Origin of the sequence: Noviherbaspirillum malthae, from assembly GCF_015352985.1 — a bacterium.
Lineage (GTDB): Bacteria > Pseudomonadota > Gammaproteobacteria > Burkholderiales > Burkholderiaceae_D > Noviherbaspirillum > Noviherbaspirillum malthae.
In genome coordinates, this window is record NZ_JACYXF010000001.1 from 188,905 (window position 1) to 212,012 (window position 23,108).

The following is a 23,108-nucleotide window of genomic DNA, read 5'->3' on the forward strand; positions in this document are numbered from 1 at the left end:
GCGCCACATGCGGCCATGGATCGCCGCCCTTCATACAGAATGCAAGCATGAAAATCCGGATAGCCACCTACAACATCCACAAAGGCGTCAGTTCGCTGCGCAGCATGCCGCGCGTGCATGCGCTCAAGCAGGCGCTGTCCTCCATGGAAGCCGATATCCTGTTCCTGCAGGAAGTGCAGGGCCGGCACGACAAGTTCGCGGTACGCCATGCCTCGCTGTGGCCCGAGCAGGAGCAGCACCACTTTCTTGCCGGCGAATCGCACCAGGCGGTGTACGGCATGAATGCGGTCTACGATCATGGGCACCACGGCAATGCGCTGCTGAGCCGCTTTCCGGTGCTGTCCTCGACCAACCAGGACGTGTCCGACCATGCCTACGAATCGCGCGGCATACTGCATTGCGTGGTGCAACTGCCGCAGACCGAACTGCACTGCTACGTGATCCATCTCGGGCTGTTTGCGCGCAGCCGCAAGCGCCAGACCGAGGCGCTGATCGAGGCGGTGGGCACGTCCTCCCCGCCGGATGCGCCGGTGATCATCGCCGGCGACTTCAACGACTGGACCAACCAGCTCAGCGCCACGCTGCGCAGCAGCCTCGGCGTCACCGAGGTATTCGACGAAAACCTGCCGTCGCGCGGCTTCGGCGTCTATCTGCGCAGCCTGAGCGGACGCGGGCCGAAACTCAAGCCGGCACGCACCTTTCCTGCGGCGCTGCCCTGGCTGCGGCTCGATAGAGTCTATGTGCGCGGCCTGCAGATTGAAAGCGCGCAAGTCCTGCACGGGCCGATGTGGGCCAAGCTGTCCGACCATGCGCCCATCGTCGCATCGCTCGCATTGAAATAAGTGGCGGCAAGGCCGGCACGGTAGAATCTGTCGCATTGCCGCTGTCGGATGCCGGCCCCGGTCCTCATCATGCGTCCTATCGAATTCCTTGCCCATAACCATGTCGCGCTCCTGCACCGCGGCATCGAATTCTTTCCCGCCCTGATCTCGGCGATCGATCATGCGCGCACCGAAATCTACCTGGAAACCTATATCTTCACGCTCGACGCCACCGGCGTGCGGGTCAAGGATGCGCTGCTGGCGGCGGCGGCGCGCGGCGTCAGGGTGAATGTCATTACCGACTGGCTCGGCACCGGCCACCGGCAATCGGTCGCGCTGCGCAACGTATTGCGCGAAGGCGGCGTGCATCACCGCATCTTCAACAGCTGGTTTCATCGCGGCGTGGCGCGCACCCATCGCAAGATCTGCGTGGTCGATTGCGAAGTGGCGTTTCTCGGCGGACTCAACATCAACGACGACTTTCTTTCCGACGACGGTTTCGAGACGCCGCTGCCGGCGCCGCGCTGGGACTTCGCGGTGCGCATCCACGGGCCGCTGGTGGAAGCCATCCATTTCGACGTGCAGTCGCAATGGCTGCTGCTGGGCGGGGTGAACCTGCGCTACCGCTGGGAGCGCTTCCGCGAACGGCAGACCAAGTCGTCCGCGGCGGTCGACCATGCGGCGATGGCGGCGCTGGTACTGCGCGACAACCTGCGCAACCGCCGCACCATCCAGCGCACTTATCTCAAGGCGCTGGGCAATGCGCGCCACAGCGCCTGGCTGGCCAATCCCTATTTCGCGCCGGGACGCAAGCTGCGCGACGGTCTCGCCGCCGCAGCCAGGCGTGGCGTCAAGGTGACATTGCTGCTCGGCGTCGGCCAGTTCCGCATCCAGGATGCGGTCGCCCATTCCTTCTATCCCAAGCTGCTCAAGAGCGGCGTGCGCGTGGTCGAGTACCGGAAGACCCAGCTGCACGGCAAGGTCGCCGTCATTGATGATGAATGGGCGACGGTCGGCTCCAGCAACTGGGACGGGCTCAGCCTCTTCGTCAACCAGGAAGCCAATGTCGTCGTGCGCCAGCATGACTTCGCGAGAACGCTGCGCGGCCATATCGAGGAAGCGGTGGAGGAGAGCGTGACGATACGCTACGAAGATTACGCCAACATCCCGTGGTACCAGCGGGCATGGTATGGCGCCGCCTATTTTCTCTACAAGAGCATATTGCGCATCATCACGCTCGGCCGCTATACGGAATGAGGCCTCTCAGCGCGGCCAGGCTGCAGCCAGCCGCTTCATCGCTTCGCGTATGTCGCCGGGTGCAAGCGCGCTGAACCCCATCACGAAGCCTTGGCGGGCCTGCGGGCCGAGATGCAGCCGCGACAGTAGGGGCAGGTCGATGCCGGCGTCGGCCGCGATCGCCGATACGCGCCGGTCGGCATGCCGCTGGTCCGGCAGCAGGCAGCTCATCTGCAGGCCGCCCGCGGCAGCCCCGGGCAGCAGGCGGCCGCCGAGATGGCGTTCGAGTTCTTCCAGGAAGATGTTGCGCCGCGCCCGGTACAGTTCGCGCATGCGCCGGACGTGCGCCATGAAATGCCCGTCCTGCATGAAGTCGGCCAGCACCGCCTGGGTCAGCGGCGAAGTATGGCCGTCGATCTGGCTGCGTCCGTCGACGAAGGCCTGCACCAGCGGCTTAGGCACCACCAGGTAAGCAACCCGTATTCCCGGAAACAGCACCTTGGAAAATGTACCGACGTACAGCACTCGCTGATGTCGGTCGAGGCCGTGGATGGCAGCGATCGGCCGGCTGTCGTAGTGAAATTCGCTGTCGTAATCGTCTTCCACGATCCAGGCCCGTTCGCGCCGCGCCCACTCGATCAGCTGCAGCCGCCGCGGCAGGCTCAGGGCCATGCCCAGCGGGTACTGGTGCGAGGGCGTCACGTAGGCCAGCCGCGCTTTCGGCGCCGCATGCAGGGCGTCGTCGATCCGCATGCCGTCGCCATCCACCGGAACCGGAACCAGGGCCGCGCCGGCCCCAGAGAACGCGGTCTGCGCCCCGCGGTAGCCCGGGTCTTCCAGCCAGATATGGTCGCCGGCGTCGAGCATCATCATGGCGATCAGCGTCAGCGCCTGCTGCGAACTGGTGAGCACCAGCACTTGCCCGGCATCGCAATCGACGCCGCGCGACAGCGAGAGGTACTGCGCGATGACTTCCCGCAATTGCGGCAGGCCTTGGCGGTCGCCGTACATCATCCAGCGCTGCGGCGCATGCCGCGCGTGCCGTGCAAGCAGGCGCTGCCAGATGGCGGCGGGGAAGGAGTCCAGTGCCGGCATGCCGGCGGAAAAGGCGCGCACCTCCAGCGCATCGACACAGCCGCCCATGCGGGCGATGCGCTGGCCGCGTGAAGACAGAAGCGTCTCGGGGGCGGCCTGGGGCAGGGCGGACTTACGCCGCAGGGAACTGCGCACTGTACTGGCGCAGCTGACGAAACTGCCGCTGCCGGTGCTGCGCTCGAGATACCCTTCCTCTTCCAATTGGGCATAGGCGCCCTCGGCGGTGCTGCGCGAGACGCCGAGGTCGGATGCCAGCGCCCGCGTCGAAGGCAGGCGGTCGCCGGCATGCAAGGTGCCGTCCACGATGGCGGTTCGGATCGCGCGGTAAAGCCGGCCGGACAGGCTCGGCTGCCTGTCATGGTTCTGCTCGAGCAGTGTCAGCAATACGCCGCTCAGCTTGCGGCCGGATAAGGGCAAGGACATAAGAAGTGGTCTGCTGTTAAGCTAGAAAATGGTCTGCTGCCGCAAACCAATCGCAGGTAGCATGATGGCATGGATTCAACCCCAGGGACAGGAAAGGAAACCCATGCAAGCGCAACTCCAGCACTACCTCGACAAGCTCGCCTACGAGATCGATTCCTGGGACCTCAGCGTGGCGCTCAGGGCCAACGAGAGGCTCATCGTCATCGACACCCGCGCGCCGGAACTGTATGCGCGCGAGCACATTCCCGGCGCGATCAACCTGCCGCACCGGACCATGTCCGAAGACACCACCCGCGGTTTCGACCGCGATGCACTGGTGGTGAGCTACTGCGACGGCATCGGCTGCAACGGCTCCACCAAGGGCGCGCTGAACATGACGCGGCTAGGGTTCAAGGTCAAGGAGTTGATCGGCGGCCTCGACTGGTGGAAGCGTGACGGGCATCCGACGGCGGGAGTTCAGGGTTCGCAGGGAGACAGCGAGATTATTTGCGGATGCTGAAGCATAGTCGGCGCGCCCAAGTAAATCTGACATACAGCTCGGGCACGCTTAAATCGGTATCGGTGAATTTCGATGGCTATATCTTCTTGCGAATGCAGGATACAAGCGGGCGAATGAGCATTACGCCGATCGTCGAAACAAGCAGCTCACAAACAAGCGTCACCAATAGCTCAATATCGGAAGCAAGGCCGGGATTCTGGCCGCTTTCAATCAGGCCGTTGATCCAGGTCCAGATGGACTCCGACATGCCGGTCGAAAGCCACCAGCGCGCGAGCAGGCCGGTAAACAGGAGGATCACCAATAGGAAGACAATGCGTTGAAGAGGCTTCATTTGACCACCAGCCGGCCATAGGCTTTCAATTTCGTTCCAGGCATGCTGATCGGTTTTGCGCTGGTGAGAATCGCTCGAAGCTGCATTGAAACATCAACTCTCCTTCAGTCTCGCGTTAAAGCCATTAATAGAGACTAGGCCCATCACGGCAAAGGAAAACGCATGTTAGAAGAATTGTTGCTAAAACGTCAATTCTTTACCTGCTACCGCGTATCTCCTTCAACCCCGCTACTTCGCGCCTCCTCCATCACCCAGTCACAAAACGCCTTCACCGCCGGCCGCGCTTCCGCTTCCAGCGGACGCAGCAGATGGAATCGATAAGGCCCACGCATCCTGTGCGGCAGCAGGCGCACCAGCCGGCCGCTGCGCAGATCCTCTTCGATGAACGGCTCGGCCGCGAGGGCAACGCCCTGGCCGTTGGCGGCGGCTTCCAGCGTCAGGTAGGTGTGCGAAAAGCTGGGGCGCTTGCTGCCGGCATAGCGCACGCCGAAATACTGCAGCCAGCGCGGCCACAGGATCTCGTCCGGAATGCGCGGCTCCAGTTCATCATGCAGCAGCGGATGGCGCAGCAGATCGGCCGGCTCCCTGATATCGCCTGCGGCGGCCTTGAACGCCGGGCTGCAGACCGCGGAAAACCATTCTTCCAGCAGCAGGTCGGCCTTGAGGCCGGGATAGGGGCCGGTGCCCAGGCGGATCGCGACATCCACGCCTTCACTCAGGAAATCGACCGGATGCAGCGAGGCGAGCAGCCGCAAGTCGATTTCGGGATGCCGCTCGCGCAGGCGGCCCAGCCGCGGCAGCAGCCAGCGCGACACCAGCGAGGGCACGGAGGTCACGGTGACGACCCGTTCATCGCCCTGGCGCCGCGCCGCTTCCGAGACTTCCGCCAATCCGTTGAGCAGCGGGCGTAGGGCCTGCGCATATTGCCGGCCGGCGCTGGTCAGCACCACGCCGCGCGGCAGGCGCTGAAACAGGGCGATGCCCAGCCAGGTTTCGAGCTGCTTGACCTGATGAGCAATGGCGCCGGCGGAAACATGAAGTTCCTCGCCTGCAGCCTGGAAGCCGCCGTGGCGGGCGGCTGCCTCGAAGGCGCGCACGGCCTGCAGGGGAGGGAGTCGGTATTGCATGAAGGCTCAAAATAATTGGGGCAGACCAGCAAGAATATTGGTTTGTGGCATGAGCTGCAAGCTACTAGACTGCTTCATCGATCCATAGTGCCACCCCCAAAACCTTTTGCCCTGAACTTTTTCCCTGAAAGCATGCCTGCCATGTCCCGCAATACAGCCATCGCCCTCGTCCTGCTGTCCGCCCTCGGCTTCGGCAGCATGGCCCTGTTCGCCAGGACCGCCTATGACGCCGGCGTCAGCCCGAGCATGCTACTGACTCTGCGGTTCGCCATCGCGGTAGCCTTGCTCGCGCCGCTGGTCAGGCTGCGGCGCGCCGCCTTGCCGCGCGGCCGCACGCTGGCCGGCTTCGTGCTGATGGGCCTGCTCTACACCGGCCAGTCGCAGGCATATTTCACCGCACTGATCCATGCCAGCAGCGGCCTGGTCGGCTTGTTGCTCTATACCTATCCGGTGCTGGTCACCATGCTGGCGGTCGCCATCGGCAGCGAGAAGCTCGACCGCCGCACGATGGCGCTGCTGGCCGTAGCGGTGACCGGCATGGCGGTCATGCTCGGCGGCGACCTGCAGGGAACGCCGCTGGGTATCATCCTCGGCCTGGCCGCCGCTGCCATCTATGCGGTCTATATCCTGCTCGGCGGCCGCATCACCAAGGGCATCGACCCGCTGGCGGGTACGCTGGTGATCATGTCGGTGGCATGCCTGGGCAACGGCGGCTTCGCGCTGGCCGACGGCTCGGCGCTGCCGCCCACGCCGGCGGCCTGGATGGCAATCGCCGCCATCGCTGCGCTGACGGCGGTCGCGGTGACGACCTTCCTGGTCGGCATCCGGCATGTCGGGCCGTCGCAGGCATCGATCATTTCCACACTGGAGCCGGTGATCACGCTTTGCCTGGGCGTTGCCTTGCTGTCCGAATCGGTCAGTGCCGGACAGCTGCTGGGCGGCGCGATGGTGCTGTGCGCGGTGATCCTGCTCGCCATGCGCACGCGTGCCGGGGACGAGGCTCCGCGCGCCCGGACGGCGGCGGCTGAAGCCTGAGCCCAGCCATACCGCGGCCATGGCAGGTGCATAGCAGGTATACTGGGCCGTCTTCCGCCCAGTCATTCGCCATGCTCTTCGACTTCGTCCTGCTCGACAAGCTGCGTGCCGCGCGCCATATCGCTGTCTTTTCCGGCGCGGGCATGTCCGCCGAAAGCGGCATTCCCACTTTCCGCGAAGCGCACACCGGCCTGTGGGCCAAGTATCGGCCGGAAGACCTGGCGACTCCCGATGCTTTCCTGCGCGATCCCGTCACCGTATGGAACTGGTATGCGTGGCGGCGCGAACTGCTGCGGGATGCCAAACCCAATCCAGGCCATCTTGCGGTAGCGCAGCTTGAAGGGCTGGTGCCGAAGGTCACGGTCATTACCCAGAACGTCGACGGCCTGCATCAGCGCGCAGGCAGCAGCGACGTCATCGAATTGCACGGCAATATTCTCGACACCCGGTGTTTCGACTGCGGCAGGCCGGCCGAGAGTGCTGCCGTGAAAGCATCCGAAGAAGTCCCGCCGCGCTGCGGGCATTGCGGCGGCATGCTGCGTCCGGGCGTGGTCTGGTTCGGCGAATCCCTGCCGTCGGCGGCATGGAGCCGCGCCTCCGAAGTGCTTGAGGAGGCCGACGTCTTTTTCTGCATCGGCACGTCCAGCCTGGTCGAACCCGCCGCCAGCCTGCCGCGTTACGCCCGCTCCTGTGGCCGCACCGTGATCCAGATCAATCCCGAAGCTACCAGCCATGATGTGATTGCCCAGTACATCCTGCGCGGCAAGGCAGGCGAGGTGATGCCGGAACTGCTTTTCGCCGCATGGCCGCATGGATAGTGCTACCCATTCCTGAACAGGAGACCGTCATGCCGACCGACGAACAGTCCATCCGCAATCTTTTCTTCGAATGGCAGACCGCTTCGGAGGAAGGCGATCCCGACCGCCTGGCCAGGCTGATGTCCGAAGACGTGGTGTTTCTCATGCCGGGGCAGGCGCCGATGCACGGCAGGGACAGCTTTCTCGAGGCCTTTCGTGAAGGCATGCAACATTACCGCATCGAATCCCAGGGCGAGATCAGGGAGTTGCAGATTCACGGCAGGATCGCCTTCTGCTGGACGCAGCTCAACGTGACCATGACGCCGCGCCGCAACGGCCTGTCGATGCGGCGCTCCGGCCCCACCCTGACGATACTGCACAAGGGTGCCGACGATGCCTGGATGATCGTGCGGGACGCCAACATGCTGACCCCTCAACCTGCCTCCACCTAGCCGATACCAGCGTCCTGGCCTGCGCAGGAACTTAATCGCGTTGCATGGGTTCTTCCTACTGTTCGAATCATTACGATTTTGCGATTTTGCGCTTTTGCAGAGGAGAAGCTTATGGACGTGCAACAGCAGGCACATGAGGAACTGCAGGATGTCGCGCAGCTGGTAGAGGAAATCAAGTTCGCGATGATGACCACCGAGGAAGACGATGGCACCCTGCGCAGCCGGCCGATGTCGACGATGCAGATGGATGCCGCCGGCAATCTCTGGTTTTTCACCGGGCTCGATTCGCCCAAGGTCGAGGAGGCGCTTCAGCACCGCCAGGTCAACCTGAGCTATGCGCGCCCCGACAAGCAGGATTACCTGTCGGTATCGGGCATCGCCGAAGTGGTACGCGACAAGGAAAAGATGCGCTCGCTATGGACGCCATGGATCAAGCCCTGGTTCCCCAACGGGCTCGACGACCCCAACCTGGTGCTGCTGAAGGTCGCCATCACCGAAGCGGAATACTGGGTCGCGCCCGGCAGCGCGGTCAAGCGCATGTACGGGCTGGCCAAGGGCATCATGACCGGCAATACCGATGCGCTGGGCGACAACCGCAAGGTCATCATGTAATGCCGGTTGCGGGCGATCGCAGATGAGGACAGCATGAAACAGCCATCCGAAAGAAGCCGGCGCCGCACTTCACGCGCCGCCGCCGGCACCCAGTCACAGCCGTCGCAGCTGCTGCTCGACAAGCTCGCCGAACGGCTGGCCTTCGAACGAGGCGGCATCCAGTTCTACGATGCGCTGATCGGCAAGTTCGAGGCTTCGCAGGACAGCTCCACCAGCATGACCCTGGCCGACCTGCAGAAGATACGGCAGGACGAAGCGCGCCATGCCGACATGCTGGCCGGCGCGATTGCCGGCATCGGCGGCGAGCCGGATGCGCCGACGCCGTCGGCCGAACTGGTCGGCATCGAATCGCAGGGCTTGAAGCAGGTGCTCGACGATCCCGATTCCACGATTGCGCAATCGCTGCACGCGCTGCTGGTCGCCGAGATGACCGACAACGCCGGCTGGGAGCTGCTGATCGCGCTGGCCGAGGACCAGGAGCACATGGCGCTGATCAGCGATTTCAGCGTGGCGCTCGACGAGGAGCGCGCGCATCTCATGCAGGTGCAGCACTGGTACGAGGAAGCGATGATCGGAAGGGCGGTGTCGGACGGCGCGCTGATCGACGACGTGAGCGACATGAATCCCTCGTCGTCGCTGCATTGATATCGCCGCGGCTATCCTGGTGCAATCAGTGCGGCGCCGGGCCGCTCAGGTAATTTACCAGCTGCCTTGCCTGGGCCGACAGCCGGTCGAGGTCGAGCACGCCGAGCCGCAGCTCGCGCGTGGCCCAGGGGTCGTCAAGCACTACGATCGCAGTCGCCGCGTCCGCCTGATACCGCTGCGCTACGGCTTCCGGCAATACGGTCAGTCCTGAGCCCTGTCCGACCAGCTGGGCCAGCGCAAAGAAGCTGGGGGTGCGCACGCGCACCGTCAGCGGCCGGCCTAGCCGCGTGGCCCAGTCTTCCACAAATGCCTGCAAGGCCCGCGCCCGCGGCATGCCGACAAACGGGTAGCCGAGCGCTTCGCTCAGCAGGCAGTGGCCGCGTCCGGCCAGCGCATGATCGCCCGGCACGAACAGCACCAGGCGGTCATGGCGGAAGGGCAGCGTCATGATGCCGGTAAGCGAAATATTCCCGTCCAGCACGCCGACATCGACTTCTTCCGCAAGCACGGCCTGCAGCACCTGCCGGCTCGGCTTCTCCTCGATCTGCAGATCGACTTCCGGAAAATCGTTCAGGAACGGCCCCAGCGCCGTCGGCAGGAAAGTGCTGTTGGCAACGGTGTTGGCCGCCATCCGCACGTTCACGCGGCGCTGGCCAGTCAGCGCCTTGAGCGCTTCGCCGAGCTGCTGCGATTCGCCCACCACGCGGCGCGCATGGTCGAGTGCGATCCTGCCGGCGGGTGTCGGCGTCATGCCGTCGGCATGGCGGAGAAACAGCGGCAGGCCGATGCGCTGCTCCAGCAGGCGCAGGCGGTTGCTGGCTGCCGACAGGGCGATGGGGAATCCGGCCGCGGCCCGGCTCAGGCTGCCGGTATCGGCAATGGCCATCAACAGGCGCAGATCCGTCAGGTCGAAATGCATGCCTTCTCCGTATGCGAAGGATTGCTACAGGAAATAGGCATTCTAACCGGCTTGGCTTCGCTTCAGAATAAGGGCAATCGTCGCAACCAGATCAATCATGCTCAGCACTTTGCAATTCGTCGCGCCGGCCTGGATCAGGGATGGCCGGCTGTACGCCTTTCTTGCCGCCGCTGGCTTTTCCCTTAAGGCCATTTTCGTCAAGCTGGCTTACCAGACGCATGCCATCGAACCGCTGACGCTGCTCGCACTGCGCATGGCATTCGCCTTGCCCCTGTTCCTCTGGCTGGTCTGGAAAAGCCGCAGCCCGAGCAACCCGCCCCTGTCGCTCGGCGATGCCGGGCGGATCTGGATGCTGGCGCTGCTCGGCTATTACCTGTCCAGCCTGTTCGATTTTCATGGCCTGACCTACATCAGCGCCGGGCTGGAGCGCCTGATTCTCTATCTCTATCCGACCATGGTGCTGCTGCTCGACGCCTGCCGTACGCGCAAGGCGCCGTCGGCGCGCACCTGGATGGCGATGGCGGTGTGTTATGCCGGACTGGCGATCGCCTTCAGCCACGACCTGCACCAGGCAGGGCAGGGCAGCGATGTGCTCAAGGGATCGGCCTGGGTATTCGCCAGCGCCGTCACCTATGCGCTCTACTACCTGGGCACCGGCGACATGGTCAAGCGCATGGGATCGATGCGTCTTGCCGGCCTGGCGGGAAGCGCTTCCTGCGTGCTGGTGCTGGGCCACTTCCTGCTTTTCGGACATCCGCAGGCATTGCCCGGGCTGCCGGCCGACATCTACGGTTGGTCCCTGCTGATGGCGGTGCTGTCGACCGCCTTGCCGATCTATTGGCTGGCGCTTGCCATCCGGAGCATGGGGGCGGCGCAGGCGGCGGCCGTGGGCACGATGGGCCCGGTGCTTACCGTGTTTGCCGCATGGGCAATGCTGGGCGAATCGCTCTCCCTGCTGCAGCTTGCGGGACTCGGACTGGTAATGCTGGGCGTCACGCGGCTCAAGCCTTCGGCTGCGGCGAAACCCGCAGCGCCTCCGGTATCTCCGGCTGCGGCAGTCATGGGGCGGAAATCCCGCTGAGCCTGGATATCGGCCCGGCGTCTTCCGCGCTCGGCGGGAGGCTCATCGAATCCTGTAAACGGGCGAGCGGCCAGGTGCAATAGCACCTTCCGGCCGCTTTTCCTTGCCGGATTGCTATTGCCAGGCATACATCCGGCGCTTCACCGACCCCGTATCGCATGCCATTTCCGCGACACAAGGAAGATTTCATATTGCGCTGCAAATAGAAAAAGCACGCTCACGCTATAAAATGCAGGCTTGTTACCTGCATATACATAGATGATGTCCGAATCCGTCCGCATCGATAAGTGGCTGTGGGCAGCCCGCTTTTTCAAAACCCGCTCGATGGCTACCGACGCCGTCGACGGCGGCAAGGTCCGCCTGAACGGCGAACGCATCAAGCCGGCGCGCGGCGTCAAGCCCGGCGATACCTTGGAAATCGACAATGGTTCGACGGAATGGGAAGTCGTCGTGAAGAACCTCGCCGACAAGCGCGGCTCCGCCGCCATTGCCCAGACCCTTTACGAAGAAACCGAAAAGAGTATTGCCGAACGCGAGAAAAAAGCCGAGCAGCGGCGTTTCTTCCATGAACCTAGCGAGTCGATCAAGGGGCGCCCGACCAAGCGCGACCGGCGCCTGATCGACAAATTCTGATCCGGATTCTTCCTTGCGGGAAGCAGGCCGGGCAAGGCCTGCGCAGCGAATCATGCTGCACCGCACGACTAGAATTCTCCCTCTAAGTTCCTGTTTGACATTTATACTACGGTAGATAATAGTACGAGCGTTCGCTTCAGGTTAAACGCCTTCTACGCCGTGCTGAATTTTGATTTTTTGATAGGGCACCACTGTGGCAACCAACATGACTGACTCGACAACCAAACTGATGCGCAAGGGCGAGCTGACCCGCGCCGCGATTCTCGATGTGGCACTCGACCTGGCCAGCCGCGACGGCCTGGAAGGGTTGACCATCGGTTTGCTTGCCGACAAGATGAACATGAGCAAGTCGGGCGTGTTCGCGCATTTCGGGTCGCGTGAGGATTTGCAGATCGAAGTGGTGAAGCTGTATCACCACCACTTCGAGCAGGAAGTGTTCTATCCCAGCATGAAAGAGCCGCGCGGCTTGCCCCGCCTGCAGGCGATGTTCGCCCGCTGGGTCAAGCGCGTGTCGGTCGAGATCGCATCCGGCTGCATCTACATCAGCGGCGCCGTCGAATACGACGACCGCCCCGGTGCGATCCGCGAAGAGTTGGCCGGCATGGTGCGCGCATGGAAAAACGCCTTGCGCCGCTGCGTCGTGCAAACCATCGAGATGGGGCATCTGTCGGCCGATACCGATCCGGACCAATTGGTCTTCGAGACGTACGGCCTGATTCTCGCCCTGCATCACGATGCGCGTTTCCTGAAGTTGCCCGGCAGCGTCAACCGTGCCGAAGTCGGGTTTGAACGCCTGGTCAGGAGTTACCAGAATCCGCAGTCCGCATCCCGGGAGGATGCGCCTGCAAAACCGAATCCCAAATCCGCTGTCAAGTAGACAGCCTAGTTCAGACGTCAGGAGAAAACACCATGGGTCAATACGTCGCTCCCTTGCGCGACATGCAGTTCGTGCTGCATGAGCTGCTGAAAGTGGAAGATGAGTTCAAGCAACTGCCGAAGCATGCAGAAATCGACAAGGACATCATCAACCAGCTGCTGGAAGAGGGCGGCAAGTTCAGCTCCCAGGTGGTATTCCCCCTGAACCATTCCGGCGACCGCGAAGGCTGCCGCCTCGACAAGGAAACCCACGTCGTGCAGACGCCCAAGGGTTTCAAGGAAGCCTATCAGCAGTATGTGGAGGCCGGCTGGCCGGCACTGTCCTGCGACCCGGAGTTCGGTGGCCAGGGCCTGCCCATCGTGGTCAACAACTCCTTCTACGAGATGCTGAACTCGGCCAACCAGGCCTGGACCATGTATCCCGGCCTGTCGCACGGCGCCTATGAAGCGCTGCATGCGCACGGCACGCCCGAGCTGAAGGCGCTCTACCTGCCCAAGCTGGTGTCCGGCGAATGGACCGGCACCATGTGCCTGACCGAACCGCATTGCGGCACCGACCTCGGCCTCCTGCGCACCAAGGCCGAACCGCAGGCCGACGGCTCCTACAAGATCACCGGCGGCAAGATCTTCATCTCGGCCGGCGAGCATGAAATGTCGGCCAACATCATCCACCTAGTGCTGGCGCGCCTGCCGGATGCGCCCTCGGGCACGAAAGGCATCTCGCTGTTCCTGGTGCCGAAGTACATTCCCGATGCGAACGGCAACCCGGGCGAGCGCAATCCTATCTTCTGCGGCGCTATCGAAGAGAAGATGGGCATCCACGGCAATTCCACCTGCCAGATGAATCTCGACAGCGCGCGCGGCTGGCTGATCGGCGAGCCGAACAAGGGCTTGAACGCGATGTTCGTGATGATGAACGCGGCCCGCTTGGGCGTCGGCATGCAGTCGCTCGGCCTGACCGAAGTCGCCTACCAGAACGCCGTCACCTATGCGAAGGACCGCCTGCAGATGCGCAGCCTGTCCGGCGTCAAGGCTCCCGAAAAGGCAGCCGATCCGATCATCGTGCACCCCGACGTGCGCCGCATGCTGCTGACCGCGCGTGCCTATGCCGAAGGCGGCCGCGCCTTCTGCTCGTATGTCGCGCTGCAGATCGACCGCGAACTGAACCATCCCGACGAGGAAGTGCGCAAGGAAGCCGCCGACGAAGTCGCGCTGCTGACACCGATCATCAAGGCCTTCCTGACCGACAACGGCTGGATCGCCACCTCGGAAGCGATGCAGGTCTACGGCGGCCACGGCTACATCTCCGAATGGGGCATGGAGCAGTACGTGCGCGATGCCCGCATCAACATGATCTATGAAGGCACCAACACCATCCAGTCGCTGGACCTGCTGGGCCGCAAGATCCTGATGGACAACGGCGCCAAGCTGCGCAAGTTCGGCGCCAAGGTGCAGGCCTTTGTCGAAGAGAACGGCACCGATGAAGCGATGTCGGAATTTATCACGCCGCTGGCCGACCTCGGCGAGAAGGTCACCAAGCTGACCATGGAAATCGGCATGAAGGCCTTCCAGAACCAGGATGAAGTGGGCGCCGCCGCCGTGCCTTACCTGCGCGTGGCCGGCCATCTGGTGTTCTCCTACTTCTTCGCGCAGATGGCGAAGATCGCACTGGAGAAGCAGGATTCCGGCGACAGCTTCTACAAGGCCAAGCTCGCGACCGCGCGCTTCTACTTCGGCCGCCTGCAGCCGGAAACGGCGATGCTGATCCGCCAGGCGCGTTCGGGCGCGGCGAATCTGATGGCGATGGACGAAGAGCTGTTCTAAGTCGTTCTTGCAGATGATCTTCTAGAAGACATCAACATCACCACTGTCTCGCTTCTCCCCCTTCAAGGGGGAGGTTGGGTGGGGGATGGGGTTTAACGGCAGCCAGTGCGCCATTAAACCCATCCCCACCCTAACCCTCCCCTTGAAGGGGAGGGAACTTCCGCTACGAATTCAAAGATTCAAAGGAATCCCATGTCCAACTTCATCGTCAAGAAAGTCGCCGTCCTCGGCGCCGGCGTGATGGGTGCGCAGATCGCCGCCCACTGCGTGAACGCCAACGTGCCCGTCGTGCTGTTCGACCTGCCGGCCAAGGAAGGCCCGAAGAACGGCATCGTGCTGCGCGCCATCGAAAACCTGAAGAAGCTCAGCCCGGCGCCGCTCGGCAACAAGGACGATGCCTCGCTGATCCAGGTCGCCAATTACGAAGACAATCTCGAAGTCTTGAAGGGCTGCGACCTGATCATCGAAGCCATCGCCGAACGCATGGACTGGAAGCACGACCTGTACAAGAAGGTCGCGCCCTTCATCGGCGCCAACACCATCTTCGCCTCCAACACGTCCGGCCTGTCGATCACCGCGCTGTCCGAAGGCTTCGATGCCGACCTCAAATCGCGCTTCTGCGGCGTGCACTTCTTCAACCCGCCGCGCTACATGCACTTGGTGGAACTCATCCCGACCGTGTCCACCCGTCCGGAAATCCTCGACCAGCTCGAAGGCTTCCTCACCACCACGCTCGGCAAGGGCGTGGTGCGCGCGAAGGACACGCCGAACTTCATCGCCAACCGCGTCGGCATCTTCAGCATGATGGCCACGATGTATGAAGCGCAGAAGTTCGGCCTGCCGGTTGACGTGGTCGACGACCTCACCGGCACCAAGCTCGGCCGCGCCAAGTCGGCGACCTTCCGCACCGCGGACGTGGTCGGCCTCGACACCATGGGCCACGTGATGAAGACCATGCAGGACAACCTGAAGGATGATCCCTTCTATCCGGTCTACCAGACGCCCGAACTGCTGGCCAAGCTGATCGCCGCCGGCGCGCTCGGCCAGAAGACCGGCGCCGGCTTCTTCAAGAAGGTCGGCAAGGACATCCTGCGCTTCGACGGCGAGAAGGGCGACTACGTGCCGTCCACCGGCAAGGCTGACGACATCGTGGTGCGCATCCTGAAGGAAAAGGATCCGGCCAAGAAGATGAAGACGCTGCGCGAGTCGAGCAATCCGCAGGCGCAGTTCCTGTGGTCGATTTTCCGCGACACCTTCCACTACATCGCCGTGCACCTGGAATCGATCGCCGACAATGCGCGCGACGTCGACTTCGCGATGCGCTGGGGCTTCGGCCAGAAGAACGGCCCGTTCGAAGGCTGGCAGGCCGCCGGCTGGCAGCAGGTCGCGACCTGGATCAAGGAAGACATCGATGCCGGCAAGGCGCTGTGCAATGCGCCGCTGCCGCAGTGGGTGTTCGACGGCCGCGACGGCGTGCACAGGCCGGAAGGCTCCTGGTCGCCGGCGAAGAGCGCCTACGTGCCGCGCTCCGACCTGCCGGTCTACCAGCGCCAGGCCTTCCGCGCCACCGTGCTCGGCGAGAATGCCCCGGACGGCAGCAAGGCTGGCACCACGGTGTTCGAGGATGAGTCGGTGCGCATCTGGCACCAGAACGACGACGTGCTGATCCTGTCGCTCAAGACCAAGATGCATGTGATCGGCCAGGGCGTGATCAACGGCCTCGCCAAGGCGATTGCCGAGGCCGAGCAGAATTACAAGGGCCTGGTGATCTGGAGCGCAGACGCGGCCGACGGCGGCGCCTTCTCCGCCGGCGCCGACCTGCAGTCGATGCTGCCGGTGTTCATGTCGGGCGGCGTCAAGGCGATCGAGCCGGAAGTCGCCAAGCTGCAGCAGGCACACCAGGCGCTGAAATACGCGAACGTGCCGGTGGTGGCAGCGGTCGCCGGCCTGGCGCTGGGCGGCGGCGCGGAGCTGATGATGCATGCGGCCAAGCGCGTGGCCTCGATCGAATCCTACATCGGCCTGGTCGAAGTCGGCGTCGGCCTGGTGCCGGCGGGCGGCGGCCTGAAGGAAGCGGCGGTGCGCGCGGCGGCGGACGCCAAGGGCACCGACATCCTGCAGTTCCTGAAGAACTACTTCACCAATGCGGCCACCGCCAACGTGTCTAAGTCGGCGCTGGAGGCGAAGAAGATGGGCTACCTGTCGGCCAATGACGTGATCGTGTTCAACCCCTACGAGCTGCTGCACGTGGCCAAGGTGGAGGCGCGCGCGATGTTCGACGCCGGCTATCGCCCGCAGCTGCCGAAGCTGGTTCCGGTTACCGGACGCACCGGCATGGCCACCATCATGGCCCAGCTGGTCAACATGCGCGACGGTGGCTTCATCTCGGCGCACGACTACAAGCTGGGCGCGATGATCGCCGAAATCGTCTGCGGCGGCGACATCGAGCCGGGCAGCCTGGTGAGCGAGCAATGGCTGCTGGATCTGGAGCGCAAGGCCTTCATGGAACTGCTCAACAATCCCAAGACCCAGGAACGCATCATGGGCATGATGCAGACCGGCAAGCCGGTGCGTAACTAAAACATTCCGCAAAGGCGACGACACCATGGACATGCTGCAGCTCGGACAACAGGCACTGGCCTCGCAGCCGTTCAGCCGCATGGTCGGCACGGTGCTCACGCGTTTCGACGCCGAAGGCACCGAGCTGCGCCTGCCCGTCCAGGACATGCTGAAGCAGCAGCACGGCTTCGTGCACGGCGGCGTGGTCAGCTACCTGGCCGACAACGCCCTCACGTTCGCCGGCGGCGCCGCGCTCGGCACCGGTGTCGTCACTTCGGAATACAAGATCAATTACGTGCGTCCCGCCATCGGACAGGAACTCGTCGCCCGCGCCGCCGCCGTGCATGCGGGCAAATCGCAGGCGGCCTGCCGCTGCGATGTTTATGTCGTCAACGAAGGCAAGGAACTGTTGTGCGCGATAGCGCAAGGCACGATCGCACGGCTCTCTGCCGCGTCGACGGCTGAATGAACCAGGAGAATTTCAAATGACCAAACAATTGCAAGAAGCCTACGTAGTCGCCGCGACCCGCACCCCGATCGGCAAGGCGCCGCGCGGCATGTTCAAGAATGTCCGCCCGGATGACCTGCTGGTGCGCGTCCTGCAGTCGGCGCTGGCGCAGGTGCCCGATCTCGATCCCAAGACCATCGAAGACGCGATCGTCGGCTGCTCGTTCCCGGAAGCGGAGCAGGGCATGAACATGGCGCGCAATGCCGTGATCCTGGCCGGCCTGCCAAACACCGTCGGCGGCGTCACCATCAACCGCTACTGCGCCTCCGGCATCACCGCCGTGGCGATGGCCGCAGACCGCATCCGCGTCGGCGAGGCCGATGTCATGATCGCGGCCGGCGCCGAGTCGATGTCGATGGTGCCGATGATGGGCCATCATCCGGCGATCAACATGGGCGTGTTCAAGAACGAGAACATCGGCCTTGCCTACGGCATGGGCCTGACCGCGGAAAAGGTCGCGCAGCAGTGGAAGATCTCGCGCGAGGCGCAGGACCAGTTCGCGCTGGAATCGCATCGCCGGGCGATTGCTTCCCAGCAGCCGGGCGAGCGCGCCAATGAAATCACGCCGGTCGAGATCGTCGAGAAATTCCCCAACCTCGAAACCGGCCAGATCGACATCAAGACCCGTACCGTCAGCCAGGATGAAGGCGCGCGCGCCGACAGCAGCATCGAAGCGCTGGCGAAGCTGAAGCCGGTGTTCGCCGCCAAGGGTTCGGTCACTGCCGGCAACAGCTCGCAGACGTCCGACGGCGCCGGCGCGCTGATCCTGGTGTCGGAAAAGATTCTCAAGCAGTTCAACTTGACGCCGCTGGCCAAGTTCTCGTCGTTCGCGGTGCGCGGCGTGCCGCCGGAAATCATGGGCATCGGTCCGAAGGAAGCGATTCCCGCCGCCTGCCGCGCCGCCGGCATTACCCAGGACCAGCTCGACTGGATCGAGTTGAATGAAGCCTTCGCCGCGCAGGCGCTGGCCGTGATCCAGGACCTCGGCCTCGACCCGGCCAAGGTCAACCCCTACGGCGGCGCGATCGCCCTCGGCCATCCGCTGGGCGCCACCGGCGCGATCCGCGCAGCGACTGCGATCCATGCGATGCGCAACAAGAATCTGAAGTACGGCATGGTCACCATGTGCGTCGGCGCGGGCATGGGTGCGGCCGGCATCTTCGAACGGGTTTGACGTGCACGGCGCCGGACGCAATCGTGGTTGCGCCGGCAGGCCTACAAGCCTATGACACTTGCACGGCGCCGCGCGGCCACAAGCCATGCGGCGTTTTTTGTTGCGGCGCACGCTCGGGCATGATCGTGCACAATCGTGGGCGATCACTGCTGCATAACAATGGATTTAAAAGGAGAAGACATGGACATCCAGACCAGCAAGGCCAACGGCATTCTTACCATCGAGTTCAACCGTCCCGACAAGAAGAATGCGATCACGTCGGCGATGTACCAGAGCATGGCCGACGCATTGAAGGACGCGGAAGACGATCATGCGGTGCGCGCCATCCTGATTGTCGGCAAGCCGGAAATCTTCACCGCCGGCAATGACCTCGATGACTTTCTCAAGCATTCGGCCGCCATGACCGGCGACCGCCCGGTCGCGCAGTTCATGCGCCATCTCAGCACCGCGACCAAGCCGGTGATCGCCGCCGTCTCCGGTTCCGCAATCGGTATCGGCACCACCATGCTCATGCATTGCGACATGGTGTATGCCTCGGAAACCGCGAAGTTCTCCATGCCCTTCACGCAGCTCGGCCTCTGTCCGGAATTCGCTTCCAGCATGCTGTTTCCGCAGATGGTCGGCTATCAGCGGGCGGCCGAGAAGCTGCTGTTAGGCGAAGCCTTCACCGCCCAGGAAGCGCTGGAAATCGGCCTGATCAGCCGCGTCCTGCCCCAGGCCGACCTGCTGCCTTTCGCGCAGGCGCAGGCCGCGAAGCTGGCGGCCTTGCCGGCCTCTTCGCTGCGCACCACCAAGCGCCTGATGAAGACCGCGCAGGTCGAGGCCGTGCAGCAGCGCATGCTGGAAGAGAACAAGCATTTCGGCGAGATGCTCGGCGCGCCGGAAGCCAAGGAAGCCTTCACCGCCTTTTTCGAGAAGCGCCGTCCCGACTTCACGAAATTTTCCTGATCTTCTACAGGGATGACGGGCCATGCCCGTCCTGCTGCCGGCGGATGCGCTTCCGCCGGCATTTTCAGCCTCTCTTTTCCTGTGGGCTATTTCCAAGGCTGGCTTCCCCGCTGATTGCGTTGTATGTCTGAGGCATGACAGACCTCAGTAGGACGGAGTGATAGGTTTGCTGTTCTCGTCCAAGGCTTACCAAGGTCATTTATGGAAATTACTCAGGAAATGCTGGATGCAGCAGTCAGGAAGGCAATTGAAGCAGGGATTCTTCCGCGCCGAAGCTGTCCCGAGGACATAGAAACCAACTCAGAGATCATGCTGCAGATACTGGAGGCGGCTTTCGAGCACCTGCCTTTTCCGCTTGCAGCCGAAAAGCCCATCCACGTACCCGGCGTGATGAGGCGGAACTGAGCACGGCACCCGGAACCAATGCAGTCAAGCACGCCGGCGGTTCATGCCTTACCTTTGCTCGGGTTCGAGCAGTGAAAGGGATCTCGTGAATGACGGAAAGGGCCGTCGTCGCTTCCTGCAATATTCGATCGCCGCGCTTGCCGTGCCGGAGCCGGTGAGCGCCGCATCGCGGGACGCCGGAGCTGCAAGCATTGCAGGCGGCTCGCCGCATCTCGTCCTGCTCGGCGATTCCATTTTCGACAACGGCGCCTACACCGGGGGCAAGCCCGACGTCATCGCCCAGTTGCGCAAAATACTCCCTCAGCAATGGAAGGCCACGCTGCTGGCCCGCGACGGCGCCACCACCGAAGGCATTCCCGACCAGCTTGCCCGCCTGCCGGCGGACGCTACCCATCTCATACTCAGTGTTGGCGGCAACAATGCATTGATGCAGCAGCACCTGCTGCAGGCGAGGGCCGCAACGGTCGCCGAAGGGCTGGCAGTGCTGGCCGGAGCCGTCAGCAAATTCGAAGCTTCTTACCGGCAGGTCATTTCCGCCTGTCTTGCCCGCAAGCTGCCGCTGACCGTCTGCACGGTCTACAACGGCAATTTCCCCGAAGCGGACTATCGGACCGTGACGACGGCAGCCATTGCCCTGTTCAATGATGCGATACTGCGCACCGCCGCCGAGCACAGGCTGAAGGTCATTGAATTGCGGCTGGTATGCACGCGGCCGGAAGACTACGCCAATCCGATCGAGCCATCGAGCGCCGGCGCCGCCAGGATCGCGCGCGCCATTCTTGCGGCCACAGACCCCCGTGCCGCACAGAGCGGCGCGCAGATCTTTTTATCCTGACCGGTCGCGGCTGGTCCGCGCTAATGCGAAAGGCGCACCGGCGTTGCGCCCAGGTAGATCCAGTCCACCGTTTCTCCCGAATCGAGAGTCACCGTTCCAAACGGCTCCAGACCGTCATCCATGTCTCTGACGGATTCATATACCTGCCGTGCAATATGCGGGTTGCGCGCATAGACGGCAAAAGGCCCGAACATCCATGGCCGCATGCTTGCTTTGGCTTTCGAGGTATTCATCATCAAGGGCAAAGAAAATGCACAATATGACAAGCATGATGCGCTCTTGCGGCCGCTGTTTCAGTAGGGTGGGTGACACATGTGCAAAAAAGCCAGGGATCAGCTATCCGGCGGCAACGGCAGAGTGTAGGCCGGCATACATATAACCGCCGTGTAGGCCCTTTCAAGGGCCGCCTGTTTCGTTTTCACCATGATATGTCAGCCAGCAAACAGACTGCAATGGTGCCTAACTGTCACAATCCGCCGCATTAGAACAACGGGCATCTACAAGAATCGCAGCCAAGCGGCCAACAATGTCTTATCGACAGGAAGCGGTCTTTTCCTCCAAATCATGGCATCCCACCGCCATGCAGACATGGATACGGCCTTTGTTGATGGGCCGGGCAGCTTGTGATGCGCCATTCCCCGCCCTTATCGTGAACATCGCCAATGCCCGCATTACCTACGCCCATCCGTCCCAGCAGTAACCACTTGTTATCCCTGCTTTCCGAAGACGAATTCCAGCGTATTTCCCCATTGCTGCAGATGGTGCATACCGACTTCAAGGAAGTGCTGTTCAAGCGGGACGTCCCGATCGAATATGTGTATTTCCCCTGCGACAGCGTGTTTTCCGTCCTGACCTTCATGCAGAACGGTACGGCGGTCGAGGTGGGAACGATAGGCAATGAAGGCTTTTCCGGCATCGAACTGCTGATCGGCGCCGACACCTCCATCGATACGACGATCTGCCAGGTAGCCGGGAACAGCCTGCGCATGCGGGCCGCCGACTTCAAGGAAGCCATCCATGGCGATACGTCCCTGCGCCGCCTGGCCGAGCGCTTCCTCCAGGTCTTCCTGAGCCAGGTGTCGCAGTCGGTCGCCTGCAATCGCCTGCATACCATCGAGGAACGATTTTCGCGCTGGGTGCTGCTGACCCACGACCGGGTCAAGGGAGAGCATTTCCATCTGACGCAGGAATTCCTGGCCGACATGCTTGGCGTGCACCGTCCCAGCGTCAGCCTGGTGGCGGGCGCCTTCCAGCAGGCCGGCCTGATCAAGTACACCCGCGGCAATTTGACGATCCTGAACAGGAAGGGCCTGGAAGACGCTTCCTGCGAATGCTATTCCGCAGGGAAGAAGCGGCTGGCGCAGCTGCTTGGACTGGAGCGCGGCTAGCGCGCCTTGAACCTGATTCTTGAGCCGCCTACTTGTGCAGGGGCGGCTTTTTCTTTTTATCGATCAGCATTTTCCACCAGCGCTGCTTGGGCGGCGCGGCTTGCGGCGGCTCGGCCGGGGGCATGGTTTCCATCTTGGGCACATGCGGCGGCACCAAGTCGCGCGGCATGTCGGTATGGAAGACCTTGACCCGGGAGCGGTCGATGCCGGGATTGTCTTCAGTCGGCTCAGCCTGCTTGGCGCCGTTCATTTCCTCCGGCGGCGCAGCCGTTACCATCGGGGAGGCGGCCGCCTCCGTCGCAGCCTGCGGCTGGTCGGGTACGGGAGCCGGAGCAGGGGTAGGTGCCGGAACCGCTTCGGCTTGCGCCGGCCGGGCAGGTCCGTTTTCCGCCACCGGTGGTTCCGCCGCCTGCGGCGGTTCAGCCTCCGGCTGGCGCTTCATCGATTCGACCTGTCGATCGTATTCGAGAAACAGCACCTTGCTTTCCAGTACCTTGATGACGCTTTCCTTGTCGGCGATCCGTGCCCGCAATTCATTGGTGACCTGGTCCTTGACCTTGCGCAGTTCCGCTTCCAGCGCCAGTGCCCGCTCCAGCGAGCGGTTGCGCTCCTCCAGCAGGGCGATGCGCAGCTGGTCGCGGGACTGGCCGTCGTCGGCATCATCATCGGGAAGATGCAGCCGGCCATAGGTACGCAGCAATTCCGAGGTGTCGATCTGGGCTTCGCCGTCCGGGGAAACGGTCTTGCTCAGCCTGCCGCGCTCGATATCGCGGTAAATCGTGGAACGGTTCCTTCGAACAAGTTTTGCAGCCTCTGAGATGGAAACGAGTGCCATATGCCAGTAAGCGGCCGTCGGGCCGGGTTGAGTAGGGACGAACGCATGCC

General features: G+C 63.1%; 25 protein-coding genes. 19 read left to right on the forward strand and 6 right to left on the reverse strand.

The window, feature by feature from the left end:
- The first annotated feature begins 47 nt into the window (after nt 1-47).
- Both IGW03_RS00935 and clsB read left to right on the forward strand, forming a co-directional pair.
- A complete protein-coding gene (locus tag IGW03_RS00935; protein ID WP_194720630.1) occupies nt 48-842 on the forward strand; it encodes an endonuclease/exonuclease/phosphatase family protein in 795 nt (264 codons plus the stop codon).
- A 69-nt stretch (nt 843-911) separates the two neighbouring features.
- A complete protein-coding gene (gene clsB, locus IGW03_RS00940; protein ID WP_194720631.1) occupies nt 912-2,078 on the forward strand; it encodes a cardiolipin synthase ClsB in 1,167 nt (388 codons plus the stop codon).
- A 6-nt stretch (nt 2,079-2,084) separates the two neighbouring features.
- Here clsB and pdxR read toward each other — a convergent pair whose 3' ends face one another.
- A complete protein-coding gene (gene pdxR, locus IGW03_RS00945) occupies nt 2,085-3,575 on the reverse strand; it encodes a MocR-like pyridoxine biosynthesis transcription factor PdxR (protein ID WP_228534881.1) in 1,491 nt (496 codons plus the stop codon).
- A 103-nt stretch (nt 3,576-3,678) separates the two neighbouring features.
- Between pdxR and IGW03_RS00950 the strand changes: the two genes are divergently transcribed.
- On the forward strand, nt 3,679-4,074 hold the full coding sequence (locus IGW03_RS00950; protein ID WP_194720632.1) for a rhodanese-like domain-containing protein: 396 nt from the start codon (nt 3,679-3,681) through the stop codon (nt 4,072-4,074).
- A 76-nt stretch (nt 4,075-4,150) separates the two neighbouring features.
- Here the strand turns inward: IGW03_RS00950 and IGW03_RS00955 are convergent, their stop codons facing one another.
- Together IGW03_RS00955 and gcvA are read right to left on the reverse strand one after the other, a co-directional pair.
- Nucleotides 4,151-4,405: a hypothetical protein gene (locus tag IGW03_RS00955; protein WP_194720633.1), complete on the reverse strand. Its 255-nt coding sequence runs from the start codon at nt 4,403-4,405 to the stop codon at nt 4,151-4,153.
- A 203-nt stretch (nt 4,406-4,608) separates the two neighbouring features.
- Nucleotides 4,609-5,532 carry a transcriptional regulator GcvA gene (gene gcvA, locus IGW03_RS00960; protein ID WP_194720634.1) on the reverse strand — a complete coding sequence of 308 codons (924 nt, stop codon included), beginning with the start codon at nt 5,530-5,532 and terminating at the stop codon, nt 4,609-4,611.
- Nucleotides 5,533-5,673: 141 nt separating this feature from the next.
- Here gcvA and IGW03_RS00965 point away from each other — a divergent pair, with 141 nt between their 5' ends.
- The 5 genes from IGW03_RS00965 to IGW03_RS00985 all read left to right on the forward strand — a co-directional run bounded on the left by IGW03_RS00965 (nt 5,674) and on the right by IGW03_RS00985 (nt 9,073).
- The gene (locus IGW03_RS00965; RefSeq protein ID WP_194720635.1) at nt 5,674-6,567 is read left to right on the forward strand and encodes a DMT family transporter; all 894 of its coding nucleotides are present in this window, start codon (nt 5,674-5,676) and stop codon (nt 6,565-6,567) included.
- Nucleotides 6,568-6,638: 71 nt separating this feature from the next.
- A complete protein-coding gene (locus IGW03_RS00970) occupies nt 6,639-7,385 on the forward strand; it encodes an SIR2 family NAD-dependent protein deacylase (RefSeq protein ID WP_194720636.1) in 747 nt (248 codons plus the stop codon).
- Between the two features lie 29 nt (nt 7,386-7,414).
- The gene (locus IGW03_RS00975) at nt 7,415-7,816 is read left to right on the forward strand and encodes a YybH family protein (RefSeq protein WP_194720637.1); all 402 of its coding nucleotides are present in this window, start codon (nt 7,415-7,417) and stop codon (nt 7,814-7,816) included.
- Nucleotides 7,817-7,927: 111 nt separating this feature from the next.
- Complete coding sequence (locus tag IGW03_RS00980; protein ID WP_194720638.1) at nt 7,928-8,428, forward strand: pyridoxamine 5'-phosphate oxidase family protein; 501 nt, start codon at nt 7,928-7,930, stop codon at nt 8,426-8,428.
- 33 nt (nt 8,429-8,461) lie between these two features.
- A complete protein-coding gene (locus tag IGW03_RS00985; protein ID WP_194720639.1) occupies nt 8,462-9,073 on the forward strand; it encodes a ferritin-like domain-containing protein in 612 nt (203 codons plus the stop codon).
- A gap of 25 nt (nt 9,074-9,098) precedes the next feature.
- On the opposite strand, the gene IGW03_RS00990 is transcribed toward IGW03_RS00985, so the two are convergent.
- Nucleotides 9,099-9,992, reverse strand: coding sequence for a LysR substrate-binding domain-containing protein (locus IGW03_RS00990; RefSeq protein ID WP_194720640.1), 894 nt, complete (start codon nt 9,990-9,992; stop codon nt 9,099-9,101).
- Between the two features lie 97 nt (nt 9,993-10,089).
- Between IGW03_RS00990 and IGW03_RS00995 the strand changes: the two genes are divergently transcribed.
- The 10 genes from IGW03_RS00995 (at nt 10,090) to IGW03_RS01040 (ending at nt 20,835) form a co-directional block, all read left to right on the forward strand.
- Nucleotides 10,090-11,073 carry a DMT family transporter gene (locus IGW03_RS00995; protein WP_194720641.1) on the forward strand — a complete coding sequence of 328 codons (984 nt, stop codon included), beginning with the start codon at nt 10,090-10,092 and terminating at the stop codon, nt 11,071-11,073.
- Nucleotides 11,074-11,334: 261 nt separating this feature from the next.
- Entirely contained in the window at nt 11,335-11,706 is a 372-nt protein-coding gene (locus tag IGW03_RS01000; RefSeq protein ID WP_194721180.1) for an RNA-binding S4 domain-containing protein, read from the forward strand.
- A 229-nt stretch (nt 11,707-11,935) separates the two neighbouring features.
- Nucleotides 11,936-12,583 carry a TetR/AcrR family transcriptional regulator gene (locus IGW03_RS01005; protein ID WP_194721181.1) on the forward strand — a complete coding sequence of 216 codons (648 nt, stop codon included), beginning with the start codon at nt 11,936-11,938 and terminating at the stop codon, nt 12,581-12,583.
- A 32-nt stretch (nt 12,584-12,615) separates the two neighbouring features.
- Complete coding sequence (locus IGW03_RS01010) at nt 12,616-14,406, forward strand: acyl-CoA dehydrogenase C-terminal domain-containing protein (protein ID WP_194720642.1); 1,791 nt, start codon at nt 12,616-12,618, stop codon at nt 14,404-14,406.
- Nucleotides 14,407-14,598: 192 nt separating this feature from the next.
- The gene (locus tag IGW03_RS01015; protein ID WP_194720643.1) at nt 14,599-16,986 is read left to right on the forward strand and encodes a 3-hydroxyacyl-CoA dehydrogenase/enoyl-CoA hydratase family protein; all 2,388 of its coding nucleotides are present in this window, start codon (nt 14,599-14,601) and stop codon (nt 16,984-16,986) included.
- 25 nt (nt 16,987-17,011) lie between these two features.
- Complete coding sequence (locus tag IGW03_RS01020) at nt 17,012-17,434, forward strand: PaaI family thioesterase (protein WP_438943612.1); 423 nt, start codon at nt 17,012-17,014, stop codon at nt 17,432-17,434.
- 16 nt (nt 17,435-17,450) lie between these two features.
- Nucleotides 17,451-18,647: an acetyl-CoA C-acyltransferase gene (locus IGW03_RS01025; RefSeq protein ID WP_194720644.1), complete on the forward strand. Its 1,197-nt coding sequence runs from the start codon at nt 17,451-17,453 to the stop codon at nt 18,645-18,647.
- Nucleotides 18,648-18,827: 180 nt separating this feature from the next.
- Complete coding sequence (locus tag IGW03_RS01030) at nt 18,828-19,595, forward strand: enoyl-CoA hydratase (protein WP_194720645.1); 768 nt, start codon at nt 18,828-18,830, stop codon at nt 19,593-19,595.
- Between the two features lie 201 nt (nt 19,596-19,796).
- Complete coding sequence (locus IGW03_RS01035) at nt 19,797-20,000, forward strand: hypothetical protein (RefSeq protein ID WP_194720646.1); 204 nt, start codon at nt 19,797-19,799, stop codon at nt 19,998-20,000.
- Nucleotides 20,001-20,085: 85 nt separating this feature from the next.
- The gene (locus tag IGW03_RS01040; protein WP_323744913.1) at nt 20,086-20,835 is read left to right on the forward strand and encodes an SGNH/GDSL hydrolase family protein; all 750 of its coding nucleotides are present in this window, start codon (nt 20,086-20,088) and stop codon (nt 20,833-20,835) included.
- 20 nt (nt 20,836-20,855) lie between these two features.
- Here the strand turns inward: IGW03_RS01040 and IGW03_RS01045 are convergent, their stop codons facing one another.
- A complete protein-coding gene (locus IGW03_RS01045) occupies nt 20,856-21,029 on the reverse strand; it encodes a hypothetical protein (protein ID WP_194720648.1) in 174 nt (57 codons plus the stop codon).
- A 510-nt stretch (nt 21,030-21,539) separates the two neighbouring features.
- On the opposite strand from IGW03_RS01045, the gene IGW03_RS01050 reads away from it, so the two are divergent.
- A complete protein-coding gene (locus tag IGW03_RS01050) occupies nt 21,540-22,223 on the forward strand; it encodes a Crp/Fnr family transcriptional regulator (protein ID WP_194720649.1) in 684 nt (227 codons plus the stop codon).
- Nucleotides 22,224-22,251: 28 nt separating this feature from the next.
- Here the strand turns inward: IGW03_RS01050 and IGW03_RS01055 are convergent, their stop codons facing one another.
- The gene (locus IGW03_RS01055) at nt 22,252-23,058 is read right to left on the reverse strand and encodes a hypothetical protein (RefSeq protein WP_194720650.1); all 807 of its coding nucleotides are present in this window, start codon (nt 23,056-23,058) and stop codon (nt 22,252-22,254) included.
- Between the last annotated feature and the right edge of the window lie 50 nt (nt 23,059-23,108).

What these genes read in the sequence shown, in the direction of transcription:
- IGW03_RS00935 (WP_194720630.1), top strand. Translation starts at nt 48, where the DNA reads ATGAAAATCCGGATAGCCACCTACAACATCCACAAAGGCGTCAGTTCG.
- clsB (WP_194720631.1), top strand. Translation starts at nt 912, where the DNA reads ATGCGTCCTATCGAATTCCTTGCCCATAACCATGTCGCGCTCCTGCAC.
- pdxR (WP_228534881.1), bottom strand. Translation starts at nt 3,575, where the DNA reads ATGTCCTTGCCCTTATCCGGCCGCAAGCTGAGCGGCGTATTGCTGACA.
- IGW03_RS00950 (WP_194720632.1), top strand. Translation starts at nt 3,679, where the DNA reads ATGCAAGCGCAACTCCAGCACTACCTCGACAAGCTCGCCTACGAGATC.
- IGW03_RS00955 (WP_194720633.1), bottom strand. Translation starts at nt 4,405, where the DNA reads ATGAAGCCTCTTCAACGCATTGTCTTCCTATTGGTGATCCTCCTGTTT.
- gcvA (WP_194720634.1), bottom strand. Translation starts at nt 5,532, where the DNA reads ATGCAATACCGACTCCCTCCCCTGCAGGCCGTGCGCGCCTTCGAGGCA.
- IGW03_RS00965 (WP_194720635.1), top strand. Translation starts at nt 5,674, where the DNA reads ATGTCCCGCAATACAGCCATCGCCCTCGTCCTGCTGTCCGCCCTCGGC.
- IGW03_RS00970 (WP_194720636.1), top strand. Translation starts at nt 6,639, where the DNA reads ATGCTCTTCGACTTCGTCCTGCTCGACAAGCTGCGTGCCGCGCGCCAT.
- IGW03_RS00975 (WP_194720637.1), top strand. Translation starts at nt 7,415, where the DNA reads ATGCCGACCGACGAACAGTCCATCCGCAATCTTTTCTTCGAATGGCAG.
- IGW03_RS00980 (WP_194720638.1), top strand. Translation starts at nt 7,928, where the DNA reads ATGGACGTGCAACAGCAGGCACATGAGGAACTGCAGGATGTCGCGCAG.
- IGW03_RS00985 (WP_194720639.1), top strand. Translation starts at nt 8,462, where the DNA reads ATGAAACAGCCATCCGAAAGAAGCCGGCGCCGCACTTCACGCGCCGCC.
- IGW03_RS00990 (WP_194720640.1), bottom strand. Translation starts at nt 9,992, where the DNA reads ATGCATTTCGACCTGACGGATCTGCGCCTGTTGATGGCCATTGCCGAT.
- IGW03_RS00995 (WP_194720641.1), top strand. Translation starts at nt 10,090, where the DNA reads ATGCTCAGCACTTTGCAATTCGTCGCGCCGGCCTGGATCAGGGATGGC.
- IGW03_RS01000 (WP_194721180.1), top strand. Translation starts at nt 11,335, where the DNA reads ATGTCCGAATCCGTCCGCATCGATAAGTGGCTGTGGGCAGCCCGCTTT.
- IGW03_RS01005 (WP_194721181.1), top strand. Translation starts at nt 11,936, where the DNA reads ATGCGCAAGGGCGAGCTGACCCGCGCCGCGATTCTCGATGTGGCACTC.
- IGW03_RS01010 (WP_194720642.1), top strand. Translation starts at nt 12,616, where the DNA reads ATGGGTCAATACGTCGCTCCCTTGCGCGACATGCAGTTCGTGCTGCAT.
- IGW03_RS01015 (WP_194720643.1), top strand. Translation starts at nt 14,599, where the DNA reads ATGTCCAACTTCATCGTCAAGAAAGTCGCCGTCCTCGGCGCCGGCGTG.
- IGW03_RS01020 (WP_438943612.1), top strand. Translation starts at nt 17,012, where the DNA reads ATGGACATGCTGCAGCTCGGACAACAGGCACTGGCCTCGCAGCCGTTC.
- IGW03_RS01025 (WP_194720644.1), top strand. Translation starts at nt 17,451, where the DNA reads ATGACCAAACAATTGCAAGAAGCCTACGTAGTCGCCGCGACCCGCACC.
- IGW03_RS01030 (WP_194720645.1), top strand. Translation starts at nt 18,828, where the DNA reads ATGGACATCCAGACCAGCAAGGCCAACGGCATTCTTACCATCGAGTTC.
- IGW03_RS01035 (WP_194720646.1), top strand. Translation starts at nt 19,797, where the DNA reads ATGGAAATTACTCAGGAAATGCTGGATGCAGCAGTCAGGAAGGCAATT.
- IGW03_RS01045 (WP_194720648.1), bottom strand. Translation starts at nt 21,029, where the DNA reads ATGTTCGGGCCTTTTGCCGTCTATGCGCGCAACCCGCATATTGCACGG.
- IGW03_RS01055 (WP_194720650.1), bottom strand. Translation starts at nt 23,058, where the DNA reads ATGGCACTCGTTTCCATCTCAGAGGCTGCAAAACTTGTTCGAAGGAAC.